Source organism: Micromonospora sp. NPDC049801, assembly GCF_040656575.1.
Taxonomy (GTDB): Bacteria; Actinomycetota; Actinomycetes; order Mycobacteriales; family Micromonosporaceae; genus Micromonospora.
On the sequence record NZ_JBFAMS010000004.1, the window covers coordinates 433,923 to 445,957 of the forward strand.

The following is a 12,035-nucleotide window of genomic DNA, read 5'->3' on the forward strand; positions in this document are numbered from 1 at the left end:
CAGCGGCGCTACGGACGCGGGGGCGAAGCCGTGGAACTATGCATACTGGGTGATCTCCGCGTGGTCGCGGCCGGCCGGCCGCTCGAGTTGGGACCACCGAAGCAACGGCTGGTGTTCGCCGCGCTCGCCGTGGACGTGGGCCGCAGCGTGCCGATCGAGGCGCTGGTCGACCGGGTCTGGGACGACGCCCCGCCGGCTGACGCCCGGGGCGTCCTGTACACGTACCTCACCCGAATCCGGCGGATCCTGGTCGCGGCCCAATCCGCCGAGACGGTCCCGATCACGGTCGGCCGCAGTCAGACCGGCTATCTGCTCGACATCGACCCGGACCGCGTCGACCTGCACCGCCTGCGCCGCTTCGCCGAGCAGGCCCAGGGCCTCGCGGCGGCCGACCCCGACCGGGCGGCGCTGCTGCGGGAGGCGGTCGAGCTGTGGCGGGGCGACCCGCTCGACGGGCTGCCCGGCGCCTGGGCGGCCCGGGTTCGGGAGGGCCTGTCCCAGCAGCTCGTCCGGGTCCTGCTCGACTGGGCCGACAGCGAGATCGGCCAGGGCCGGCCGGGGCAGGTCGTCGACCGACTCACGGTGGCCCTGGAGCGCAGCCCGCTCGTCGAGCCGCTGGCCGTGACATTGATGCGCGCCCTGTACTTCGACGGTCGCCGAGCCGAGGCACTCGACCTGTACGCCCGGACCCGCGTCAAGCTCGCCGACGAGTTGGGCATCGACCCGGGCACCGACCTGCAGGACCTGCAGCGGGAGATCCTGCGGGGCACGCTGCGTGCGCCGAGGGTGGCCGCGGCCCCTGTCGAGATGCCCGGAGTGGCGCAGCCCGCTGCCGCCGTGCCCACGCGTGTCGAGGCGAAACCGGAGCCGGCACACCATGCTCCGCCGGGACCCGGCTGTCAGCTTCCGGCCGACCTGCCCGACCACGTCGGCTGTGAACCGGAGATCTCCTGCGCGTTGAGCGTGCTGCAACCCGGCGATGGGCGCCTCAAGGACAACGCCGCGCCCGTGGTGATCCTTTCCGGCCCGGGCGGCGTGGGTAAGACGGCGCTCAGCATCCGGCTCGCATACCTCCTGCGCCACTCGTACCCCGACGGGCAGATCTTCGTCACCCTCGCCGGCCGAGGCGGCGACTCCGGGGAGGCCCTGGACCGGGTGCTGCGGGCCCTGGGCGCCACGAATATCCAGCAGTTGCCCACTTTGGAGGACAAGCTCGGACAGTACCGCGCCATGCTGAGCGGACGCCGATTCCTCATCGTGCTCGACTCGGCGGTCAGCGCCGAGGAGGTTCGCCCGCTCGCGCCCGGTGGGCCGGGCAGCGCCCTGATCGTGTCCAGCCGGGCCCTGCTGACCACCATCCCGGGCGCCGAGCAGATCGAGGTGCCGTTGCTCGACCGGGCCGACTCGGTCGTCCTGTTGGAGCGCATCGTCGGGCCAGGCCGGGTGGCCGCCGAGCCGGAGGCGACCGCCGCGCTTGTCGAGATGTGCGCCGGCCTGCCGCTCGCCCTGCGGATCGTCGGCGCCCGGATCGCGGCCCGACCGCACCGCCGGATCGCCCGCCTGGCCGAGCGGATGCGCGACGAACGCGCGAGGCTCGACGAGATGACGGCGGACGGGCTGGCCGTCCGGGTCAGCGTCGCGGTCGGCTACCAGGCGCTCGACCCACCGGCCCGTCTTGCGTTCCGGTTGCTCGGCTTTCTCGGGGTGTCGAGCTTCGCGGAGTGGCTGGTGGCGGCACTCGTCGGCGGCTCGATGGACGACGCCGAGGAACTGCTGGAACAGCTCGCCGACGCCCGCCTGGTGACCGCCGTTGCGGACCCGACGCACCGACTGCTCCGGTACCACATGCACGACCTGGTCCGGCTGTTCGCCAGGGAACGCGCCGTCGAGGAGGACAGCGACGACGCGCTGCGCGCCGCGGTGGCCAGAGTGCTGGTCACGGCCACCGAGCTGGGTGAGCGGCTCAACCAGCGGCTGCCGTACGCCATTCCGCCGCTGTACCGGCAGGCGCCGCTGCCGGTGGACGTACCGGCCGTCCCGCTTCCGGCGGATCACCAGCTACCCGGTTGGCTGGAGGTCGAGGCGCCGACGCTGATCGTCGCGGTGGAACGGGCCGCGGAACTCGGCATGGACGTGGCGGCGTGCGCGCTGGCGGACGCGTTGGTCTATGCCTCTTTCGCGGTCCGCAACGACTTCGTCGGCTGGGGACGCACCCACGCGGCGGCGTCGGCCGCCGCCTGGGCGGCCGGCAACGTGGTCGGCGAGGCGGTGATCGAGTGCGGCATCGCGCTGCTGCGCTACAAGGAGGACCGGTTCGCCGAGGCCGAACGGAACTTCCGGACCGCCATCGACCTGTTCGAAGCCGCCGGCCACGAGCACGGGTCGGCTGCGGCGCGCAACGGTCTCGGCACCGTACTGCGTGAGGTGGGCCGGCATCGCGAGGCGGTCCCGCTGCTGACCACAGCCGCCGAGGTGCTGGGCCGCTTGGGGGGCGAGACCGCCGCCGCGCACGCGACCTACGGCATCGGCTACTGCCTGCGGGAGCTCGGCGACGACGAGGCGGCACTGAGCTGGATGGGTCGTACCGTGGACACCTACCGTTCGCTGGGCCACGCTCGCGGCGAGGCCATCGCCGCCCGGGGGATCGGCCTGGTACATCGGGCCCGGGGTGAGCTGGCCGAGGCGGAGCGCTGGTGCCTCCGCAGCCACGACCTGATCCTGGCGAGCGGCGACGAGTTGCTCGCCTGCTACACGGAGCAGGCGCTGGCGAAGGTGTGGATCCGGCAGGGCAGGTTGAGCCGGGCGCAGGAGCCGTTGGAGCGCGCCCTCGGGACGTGCCGGCGGCTGCACGACCGGTTCGGGGTGGCGCTGGTCCAGCGGACCGTCGGCGAACTGCACCTGGCGGCCGGCCGGCCGGACGTCGCCCTGGAGAACCTTCGGCTCGCGTACGACGGATGGGTCGAGCTGCACCACGATCTCGGTGCCGCACGGACGCTGCGCGACCTGGGTGCGGCTCATGCGGCGCTGGGCGACGTCGCGTCCGCCCACCAGGCATGGGAGACCGCCGCGGCGACGTTCCGCCGGCTCGGCACCCGCGAGGCCGACGAGGCGTCCGGCTGGCACGAGCGGTGGGCATGCGGTTGCGAGGCGACCGCGCCGGTGGGCGTGGCCGTGTCGGTTGCCCACCCGGCCTGAACCCACCCTGGCCTGCGCTTCCAGGTTTCGTCCAGATCGCCGGCAGGCCGGCTCCCTAGCGTCGGAGCAGCACCGGGCGCCCACCCGGGCAGCAGCTTCGACGAGATGGAGAGACGTTTCATGACGATCCGACGCAGCAGCGCGTACCTGGTGGTGGCGGTGGCCCTGGCCCTCCCGGCGGCCGGATGCGCGCACGCCGACCGCGCCGGTGCCGCGGCCGGTGGCCCGGCACCGGCCTTGTCCGGGCCGACCGCCGCGCCGGACCCGGCGGGCACCGCCGTCGGACCGCAGGCGACGCCCACCACCCTCGGCGTCCCCGCGCCACCGGCTTCCGCCCCGGACCCGGCCCGCCCCGGTACGGAATCCGGCCGAACGGTCGACCCCGCCTCCGCCGCCACCGGGCCCGCCCGGCTCGCCGCCCTGCCGAGCACCGACACCGACCCGTCCTGCCGGCCGCCGGTCCTGCTCGAGGCCACCGGCGCCGCGCTCAACGGGCAGAGCGTCACCGACGTGCAGGTGCTCGGCTGCCGCAACGGCTTCGCCCGGCTGATGGCGATCGCCCCGCAGTCGGCCTCCATCCCCGGTGGCGACCAGGTATTCCTGCGCAAGGACACCAAGGGCTGGCGGGTCGTCGGACGTACCTCGGCATCCACCGACTGCGGCGACCCCGGCCTGGTCACCGCGGTCCGGGCGGTCTGCGCCGGTCTGGCCTGACGGCCGGCGGCGGCCTCCGGGCCGGGCGGGCCGGCCGGAGGGGGAGACCGTCCGGCTCGCGGGCCCGACGAGCGGCAGTGCCGAAGACGACGGATACTCGCCTGATGACTGGACCGGATCTCGACCCCGAACAGTATCCTCCCATCGACCCACGTGAACCGGTGCCCGACGACGCGGGCGTCCTTCTGCCCGGCGGACCGGACGAGCTGCCCGAAGCCCCGCACGAACCGTCGCCAGACGATGGTGGCAACGCCGGCGGCGTGCGCGAGCCGGCATAGACAGCGCCGCGACCGGCGGATTCTCCTCGCCGACCGCGAAGGCGTCAGCGTCGGCGCCCCGGGGAGTCGGTAGGGCGGGAGTCCGCCCATGCCACTGAGCGCGCATCTGATCTTGGCGAGACGCGCTCAGCCTTGGCGAAACGGGCGAGTGATCGGGTGCTTCTGATGAGTTGCTTCGCCTTTGTGCGTGGACGTATTGCGGCGTAGGTGCAGGGCGAAGGCGGTGATCCAGGTCCAGCCGACTCCGATGGTGAGGCGCTGATACAGGCCGCGGTGTTCGGGTACGGCCAGGCCTTGGATGAGCAGGAGCATGGTCACGCCGGCCGCCGCGCTGGTTACCGTCCAGACCCAGGAGCGACGTCGGGCCGAGCAGATGGCCCAGGTGAAGGTCAAAAGCGGTAGGGACAGAAACGCGATGCCGCCGGCGGCGTTGTGCGCGGTGCCGTTCCAGGTGTGCTGAGGCTGCCCGGCGACATCGGTGGTGAACAGCCCGGAGGCGATGAGGGCTACGCCGGACAGGCCGGTCAGGGCCGCCGCGCTCCGGGCGGCTGAGCGGGGGCGCAGGGCCCGGCGGACACCGAGGGCGAATACCACGAACAGCGAACCGCACACGAGGAAGTTGGTGGTCTGGATCCAGCCGGTCGATCCGGTGGCCAGTTCGCTGACGGACTGGCGGATCGGGCGGTATCCGGGCTGCAGCGCGCCACCAACGATGATCACGATGCCGAACAGAGGACCGGCGGCGGCGCCGCATGCGAGGAGCCGCCGGGTGGTGATGTCTTTCTTCATCGCTCTATTGGGCGTGCCTGAACCTGATCTTGGTAGCGGCACCCGTCGGTCGGTATGGGGCCGATGGCGGGTTCCGAACCTACTTTCGTCGGTACGGGAGGGACGGGTTCCCGGTTCCGACCTACGGTTGTCGCGTGGTGGTAGCCAGCTTGAGTGGGTCGGATGCGGTCGCCGAGCGGGATGACCCGCCGAGGCAGCGGTTGGTCGACGCTGTGGTGGTAGCGGTTGCGTTGCTCTCCGGTCTGGTGTTGTTGGCCGGGACGACCGCCGATCTTCGGGGCGGTGGTGGCCTCACCGCGGTGGTCTTCGCGGCGGCGGCCGGCGCGCTGTGGTGGCGCCGGAGCGCACCGGTCACCGTGGCCTGGGTTGTTTTCGCTGGCAGTGCCGTCCTGGCCGCCGTCGAGACCATCGGCTCGGGCGGCTCGATCCGGCCGGGTGAGGACACGGTTGTGTTCCTCACTTCGGCTGCCCCGTTCGCGGCCTATGCGGTCGCGGTGTACGCGAGGCGTCGCGTGTCGGGTTGGGCGGCCGTGGTCGCTCTCTTGGTTGCGGCCACGGCACCGTGGCCGCTCTCGTGGGTGCGGCTCCGTTCCAGCCTGGTGTTGCTCGGTGTGCCGGTCCTTGCCGGCCTGTACCTGGCGGCGCGGCGCCGCATGATCAACATGCTGCGCGAGCGGGCCCGGCGGGCCGAGGCCGACCGGTACGCGGAGGCCGAGCGGGCCGCCGCAGGTGAACGTGCCCGGCTTACCGCCGAGATGCACGATGTGGTGACACATCAGGTCAGCCTCATCGTGCTGGAGGCCGGTGCGCTCGGGCTCACCGCAGCCGATGAGGCGACTCGGGTTGCCGCCGAACGGATCCGAGAGGCCGGCTGCGCCGCGCTCGACGACCTTCGCGACCTGGTCCGAGTCCTGCCCGAGCAGCCGCCTGCCCGCGAGCCGGCGCCGGAGCCGCTGCCAGATCTGCGACCACTGGTGGGTGCGGCGGCCCTGGCGGTGATCGGTACCCCGGTGCCGGTGTCCCCGGCGGTCGGTCAGGCGGTGGTCCGGGTCATCCAGGAAGCGCTGACCAATGTGCGCAAACACGCGCCTGGTGCCCGTGTCGAGGTCGGGGTGCAGTACGAGGGCGGCGGCGTGCGAGTCCTTGTCCGCAACGGAGTAGTTCGGTCGGCGGCGGACGCGCGGCTGGCCGCTTCCGGAGCGGGGACCGGGCTGCACGGGTTGCGGCGTCGGGTCGAACTGCTCGGCGGCACGTTCGCGGCCGGACCCGAGCCCGGGGGCGGCTTTACGCTGCGGGCTCTGCTGCCCGGTGCGCAACCCGACAGGCCGTCATGATCCGGGTCGTGGTGGCCGACGACGATCCGTTTGTCGGCGCTCACCTGCGGACAATCCTGGCGAGCGCCGGCGACATCGAGGTCGTGGACACCGCGACAGACGGGGCCGCAGCGGTCGAGGCCGCCATCCGGCACCGTCCGGACCTGGTCCTGATGGACCTTCGCATGCCCGGCGTCGACGGACTGGTCGCCACCGAGCAGATCGCCGCCCTGAACCCGGCCCCGGTCGTGGTGGCGCTGACCACGTTCACCGCCGATCGGTATGTGGCCGCCGCGCTGCGCGCCGGAGCCAGCGGGTACGTACTCAAGACCACGCCGCCGCGTGAGTTCGCCGACCTCATCCGCACCGCCGCCGCCGGCCACACGATCCTGCCGCCCGGTGCGGCCCAGGTCCTGCTGCCCGCCGACCCGGCGGTGACGCTGCCGAACGGACTGTCCGCACGGGACCGCGAAATCCTGACCGGCCTGGGCCGCGGCCTGACCAACGCTCAACTGGCGGCCCACCTGCACCTCACCGAGGCCACCATCAAGGGCTACGTCTCGCGGGTCCTGACCCGGCTCGGCTGCACCAACCGGACCGAGGCGGCCCTGCTCGCCCAGCGCGCCGGACTCGTCACGTACGAATGACCCGAACCCGACCGGCACCGTGGGGACAACGCCGCCTGACAACTCGATCGGCTGCACGCTCAAGCCGCTGACAAGGCGCCGCCAGCCACGCCATGGTCGCCGAGCCCACGGGAACCTTACGGTGGCGGTATGCCGCGCATCGAGCTGACTACGCACGTTCAGGCCGTCCCGGAAGCTGTCTTCGACGCCTGCCTCGATGTTGATATGCACACCGAATCCATGGGAAGTAGTGCCGAGCGGGCGGTCGGCGGCATGACGACCGGCCGGTTGACGGCCGGCGATGCCGTCACGTGGGAGGCCCGGCATCTCGGCCTTCCTTGGCGGATGACGGTTCGGATCGTTGACTACCGGCGGCCGCACGGCTTCGCGGACGAGCAGATCAGCGGCCCATTCGGCCGATGGCGCCACGAGCACAGCTTCACGCCGATCCCGGATGACTCCTCGACAACCCTCATGCGCGACGTCATCGAGTTCACCGCGCCGATGGGACCCGTTGGCGCCCTCGTTGCCAGCCTCATCCTACGGCCCTACCTGCAACGCCTCATCGCACGCCGCAACATCTATCTTGCTGCCGCCCTGGCGGGGCTTCCTCGCTCAGCCACGAGAGGCGCGCAAGATCCGGAACATGGGCCGCATGATCAAGATCGCCGCTGACCCGCTTCCGCCTATTCGCTCCGGGCCTCTCGTTGCCGAAGCAATCCGGGCACCGCGCACCACGCGGCGATTTGACCAATTTTTGGTGCCATTGCGGAGGATGGACGCAAGCCTGCCTTCCGGCTATCTTGCTTCAAGATCAAGGGGGGTCAACGTGGGTGCGTCCGGGTGGAGCTACTACGTCGCATATCAGCCGGATCTCCAAGTCGCGCTGGACGGACTGCGGCGGCAGGTTTTCGAGACCGGCGACTACTGGTGGGCTGTGCCGTATGAGTACGGCAAGTCGGCGGCGGATTTTCCGAATCGGCCGATGACGGAGGCCGAGCTGTGGGCGGACGAATCCGTCCAGGAGTCCGGTACCCACTCGATACTGGATATGTCGCGAATCTTGGCCGACGGTGAAGAGCCTGGCTACGGGACGATTCAGCCGGTGATCGAGTACCTGGGTACCCGCAAGCTGACTCGGTCGCACGTGGAGGCGATCGAACCTCTCGCTAACCGAAGCTGGTTCGGCCGGTGTGCGGTTTTGCATGACGCTGACGGCAATCCCAGCGAAATCTACTTCTGGGGTTCCTCTGGTGACTAGGGCTGTCTCGTAGCTGGACGGCGGTCTCGGCCGTCTCCGCATCTCGTCCTCGGCATGACACGCGTGACATCTATCTGATTCGAAGGAAGCTCGGCATGACTGGTCCACGCGAAACGTTCCTCCGACTGGTGAACGGTGTCTGCGACGGTCCGTACGAAGACCTGGCCGACCTGTACGGCGAACAGACCCATGTCACGCATCCGTTTCACCCGCTCAATCCGCCACCGCTGCGCAGCCGCAGCGAGCTGCACGAGCATTTCACCGCGGCGCCTCCGGTGGGCCGGACGTTGAACCGTAAGCCGGTCGACGTGAGGATTCATGAAACCGCGGACCCGGAGGTGATTGTCGCCGAGTTTGCCTATCAGGGGCGGGTCGCCGAGACGGGTGAGGCCTTCACGGTGCCGTGCGTCTTCGTGATGCGTATCCGCGATGGGCTCATTATCGAGTCCCGGGATTACATCGACCACGTCGCCAGCGCGCGGGCGTGGGGTCAACTCGACAGCCTGTTGACCGCGCTCCGGCCGCAGACGAGCGGCACCATCGACGGCGAGCCCCGACCCTGATTCACGCCTCGCCAGCAGCGGTGTGTCGAGGGCGACTGCGTTGGCTGCCGTCCTGGGGCAGGATCGTTGCGTGGTCAGCATCAGTCAGGAATCCCGTGACGAAACCGCGCAGCGGCTGCGACGCGTCATAGCGGCCGCCGAACTGGTCATATTCGACGGCGAGTGGTCGTTTTTCGAGGCGCCGCTCACTCAGCCACCGGCCTTGACGGTTGACCTGCTGGCCGTGGTGCGCGACGAGGATCGGTGGTCCTGGCTGGCGCCAGGCGGGGCGGCCGACGGTGAACGCTTCACGGTGTTCTCGTTCCACTTCCCGCCGGAACTGGACAACAGCGGGTTCGTCGGGTGGCTGGCCACCGAGTTGAAGCGCCGGCTGGGTACCGGGGTGTTCGTCATCTGTGGTCACAACGGCGACCGCGGTGGCATCTACGACTACTGGGGTTGCCCAACGCAGGTCCGCGCCGAGGTCGTACAGGTCCTGGGTGAGCTGCGAGCCGGCCGGTAGACCACAGCGGCGGTGGCCTCCAGCCGTACATGACCTCGGGACGAGCGGGTCAGATGCCGGTCTGCCGTTCCAGTTGCCGACGAGCATTTCGCCACAGGTGCTCGAATTTTCCGGGGGACACATTTTCCAAGGCGGGATCCAACGTGGCGGCGGGCAGCGGGAACGGGGCCTCCGGCACAACCCCGTACCGCTGTTCGTACGCGCCCACCGCGCCCACTATCCCTGAGTCGCGAGCGATGAGCACCTCTGCGAGCGACGCTGCCGCAACGACGACCCCGTCCGATACGCGCACCTCAACGTGGCGCAGCGCCCACCCATCAGCGTCCAGCTCCTCGTAGTTCCAACGGTCGTCATCCGCCGAGTACCAACGGACGTAGGTGAGCACGCGACCATTAAGCCACCTCCATGGGGCACTTCGGAGGCGCTGGGACACGATGTCACGCGTCGGTTGTGCGGTGGCGGGCGCGCACCAGGTGGTGGAGCGCCACCAGGGGAGCCACGCCCACCGGATACCAGGCCAGGTCGACCGGGTCGAACTGCACACCCAGCGCGAGCCTCGCGGCGAGGCTCCGCGCCGACAGTTCGGCTGGCACCCCGGTCAGCTGTGCGAGCTCCACCACCCAGCAGAAGGCCGTGGCGACGGTCCCGGCGGGCATCGGCGCCATCCGTGGCCACAGGAACAGCACTGCGGCCCAGACCATCGACGCGTACAGCGCGGTGCCGGAGTACTGCCGCAGCGCCCCGTCGTCGACAGCGCGAATCAGCAGTGCGAGGCCCAGGAACAGCAGCGCGGCCAGGGGCATGAGCCACCGCACCGTACGGGGCTTGATCGACATTCTCGCCACGGTAGCCCTTTGCCGGACCGCGACCTGTACTCCCTCTCGGCTCGATCGAGGGCTCCCACACACGGCCTCGTCCTGAGTGCGCCGGGTGCTGGGGTTGATGTGAGGATGGCGAGGTGCTGAGTATCGGCCCGTTGACACACCTCGACCGCGGCGAGTGGGAAGCGTTGACCCGGAGTTTCCACGCGCACTGGGCTGGCCGGCCGGGTCGGCCCGCGACCGAGGTCGACGACGATGGCTACGAACGGACCTGGCAACGCCTGGTGGACGGTGGGCAGATCCGGGGCATCTGCGCACGGCTCGACGGCACGATGGTCGGCATCGCGCATTACCTGTTCCACGCAAGCGTCTGGGGCGCCGGGAGGTGCTATCTGGCCGAACTGTTCGTTACGCCCGAAGTACGACGGCGAGGCATTGCCACCGCAATGATCGAATGGGTGGCGCAGGATGCCGACCAGCACGGATCCCCACGCCTGTACTGGAACACCGAGGTCGATGCCGAGGCCCGAGCTCTGTACGACAAGATCGCGGTCTACCGGGGCTATGTCGTGTACAGCTACTCACCGTCCGCGACTGCCGCCAGCTAAGCCAGGTCAGTACGCCGCCGATCACGTGATGCCGCGCGCCCCCGTGGTCGTTGACGCTTCACCGGACGACGAGCGCTTCGCCCATGCGTAACGCTCCTTCGGCGCGGTCGATGTGCTGACCGTCGTCGAACGCGGTGCTGGCTATCCGGAATCGTGACGGCTCGGCGATCTCCGCACCGGCGAGAGCCCACGGTCCTTCGGGGTCTGCGCCCGGCACCGCGGCGAGGAGGACGACGCCGCCGTGCTGAGGGACGTCGTGGTCGGCGTGGGGCTCGTCGTACCGTGCGTGACGCAGCACGACCGGGCCGGAGCGGATCGTCTCAGGCGGCACCCCGGGGGGTACGTGACGCCACCGTCGAGCAAGCTCCGCGAAGGCGGCCTGCCGGTCGGCGCCCCGACGCGTGCTCGCGGCGAGAATGGCGCTGCCCGCGTCGGCCGCGATGCGGCAGATGTCGAGGATCGGCACGCCGGCGGCCCGCTTCGGATAGTGGTGGACGAGCCGAGCGTGGTTCAGCAACATGACGAGCGCTTGGGCGGCGGCCTGTTGCGGTGCTGTGAGGGTCGTCGTCGGTACCGGCTTTCGTCGGTGCGGCCGTGTGTGCGGGGTGACGAGGTCGGCCGCCCGGCCGGCCGTTGACTCGTACCATCGTCGGTCGTCGGGCCAGACGGAAGCCTCGGTCGCCCGCAGGCGACCGGTGCGCCCGATCGTCACCCCCGGCCCGGCGTCGGTGTGGCTCACGGCAATCCCGACCCGGTCCTCGGCGTCGAACCGCAGATCGGTGACCCCGTCGAAGGTGAACCTCAGCGGCGCGGCCGGCCAGGGCTTCTGGGACCCGTCCCGCGAGACGCGTCCGGTAGCGGGGGTGAACCGTCGTGGAGTGGCCAGGGTGAGCTGTACCTGCATTCCCGCATCCGAAGGTCGGGCCGTGAGTGAGCGCACGCTGCCGGCGGCGAGGTCGTAGTCGCGGGCGAGCGCGTCGACGATTTCCTCGGTCAGCCGGAAGACGCCCGGGAAGACGCGCCCCAGGTAGTCCCGACGGACGGAACGGTCCGGCTGCGCGATGGGGAGCACCCTGTCCAGGCTCGGGTCCAGGTCGACCATCAGCCTGCGTCGGTCGGCACCGAGGTCAGCCATCCACCGTAGGCCGGCGCGCGCTCGTCTGGATCGAAGTGGCCTCGGCGCGCATGCCGCGCCCACCAGAGGTACGGCGTTGTTGTCCCAGATATCGGCGATGCGGCCGATCCGAGCCGCGTCGAAGCCCCGGGCGTCCGTGGCCAGGGCGGTCATCTCGCGGATGGAGCGGTCGAGCAGCCCGGCGAAGGCTTCCAGCGGCGAACTCACGGCCGCGAGTATCGCACCCGCGA

The 12,035-nt window shown here is 70.6% G+C and carries 13 protein-coding genes; 9 read left to right on the forward strand and 4 right to left on the reverse strand.

The window, feature by feature from the left end; translation table 11 throughout:
* The first annotated feature begins 30 nt into the window (after window positions 1-30).
* Window positions 31-3,195: a BTAD domain-containing putative transcriptional regulator gene (locus tag AB0I89_RS10360; RefSeq protein WP_357123215.1), complete on the forward strand. Its 3,165-nt coding sequence runs from the start codon at window positions 31-33 to the stop codon at window positions 3,193-3,195.
* Window positions 3,196-3,315: 120 nt separating this feature from the next.
* Window positions 3,316-3,909 carry a hypothetical protein gene (locus AB0I89_RS10365; RefSeq protein ID WP_357123218.1) on the forward strand — a complete coding sequence of 198 codons (594 nt, stop codon included), beginning with the start codon at window positions 3,316-3,318 and terminating at the stop codon, window positions 3,907-3,909.
* Window positions 3,910-4,313: 404 nt separating this feature from the next.
* On the opposite strand, the gene AB0I89_RS10370 is transcribed toward AB0I89_RS10365, so the two are convergent.
* Entirely contained in the window at window positions 4,314-5,018 is a 705-nt protein-coding gene (locus tag AB0I89_RS10370) for a DUF998 domain-containing protein (protein ID WP_357123221.1), read from the reverse strand.
* Window positions 5,019-5,110: 92 nt separating this feature from the next.
* Between AB0I89_RS10370 and AB0I89_RS10375 the strand changes: the two genes are divergently transcribed.
* From AB0I89_RS10375 to AB0I89_RS10400, 6 genes are all read left to right on the forward strand, one after another.
* On the forward strand, window positions 5,111-6,310 hold the full coding sequence (locus tag AB0I89_RS10375) for a histidine kinase (protein WP_357123224.1): 1,200 nt from the start codon (window positions 5,111-5,113) through the stop codon (window positions 6,308-6,310).
* An 8-nt stretch (window positions 6,311-6,318) separates the two neighbouring features.
* The gene (locus tag AB0I89_RS10380; RefSeq protein WP_357123227.1) at window positions 6,319-6,936 is read left to right on the forward strand and encodes a response regulator transcription factor; all 618 of its coding nucleotides are present in this window, start codon (window positions 6,319-6,321) and stop codon (window positions 6,934-6,936) included.
* A gap of 129 nt (window positions 6,937-7,065) precedes the next feature.
* Window positions 7,066-7,590, forward strand: coding sequence for an SRPBCC family protein (locus AB0I89_RS10385; protein WP_357123230.1), 525 nt, complete (start codon window positions 7,066-7,068; stop codon window positions 7,588-7,590).
* On the forward strand, window positions 7,571-8,176 hold the full coding sequence (locus AB0I89_RS10390; protein WP_357123234.1) for a hypothetical protein: 606 nt from the start codon (window positions 7,571-7,573) through the stop codon (window positions 8,174-8,176). Before AB0I89_RS10385 ends, AB0I89_RS10390 begins: the two co-directional genes overlap by 20 nt.
* 95 nt (window positions 8,177-8,271) lie before the next feature.
* Window positions 8,272-8,739, forward strand: coding sequence for a nuclear transport factor 2 family protein (locus tag AB0I89_RS10395; protein WP_357123237.1), 468 nt, complete (start codon window positions 8,272-8,274; stop codon window positions 8,737-8,739).
* Between the two features lie 70 nt (window positions 8,740-8,809).
* The gene (locus AB0I89_RS10400; RefSeq protein WP_357123240.1) at window positions 8,810-9,241 is read left to right on the forward strand and encodes a DUF6196 family protein; all 432 of its coding nucleotides are present in this window, start codon (window positions 8,810-8,812) and stop codon (window positions 9,239-9,241) included.
* 49 nt (window positions 9,242-9,290) lie between these two features.
* Here AB0I89_RS10400 and AB0I89_RS10405 read toward each other — a convergent pair whose 3' ends face one another.
* The gene (locus AB0I89_RS10405) at window positions 9,291-9,626 is read right to left on the reverse strand and encodes a hypothetical protein (RefSeq protein WP_357123243.1); all 336 of its coding nucleotides are present in this window, start codon (window positions 9,624-9,626) and stop codon (window positions 9,291-9,293) included.
* 52 nt (window positions 9,627-9,678) lie between these two features.
* Window positions 9,679-10,077, reverse strand: coding sequence for a DUF2809 domain-containing protein (locus tag AB0I89_RS10410; protein ID WP_357123246.1), 399 nt, complete (start codon window positions 10,075-10,077; stop codon window positions 9,679-9,681).
* Window positions 10,078-10,199: 122 nt separating this feature from the next.
* On the opposite strand from AB0I89_RS10410, the gene AB0I89_RS10415 reads away from it, so the two are divergent.
* Complete coding sequence (locus tag AB0I89_RS10415; RefSeq protein WP_357123250.1) at window positions 10,200-10,670, forward strand: GNAT family N-acetyltransferase; 471 nt, start codon at window positions 10,200-10,202, stop codon at window positions 10,668-10,670.
* A gap of 58 nt (window positions 10,671-10,728) precedes the next feature.
* On the opposite strand, the gene AB0I89_RS10420 is transcribed toward AB0I89_RS10415, so the two are convergent.
* Window positions 10,729-12,012 (reverse strand): hypothetical protein, encoded by a 1,284-nt coding sequence (locus AB0I89_RS10420; RefSeq protein WP_357123254.1) that lies wholly within the window; start codon window positions 12,010-12,012, stop codon window positions 10,729-10,731.
* Window positions 12,013-12,035 lie beyond the last annotated feature (23 nt).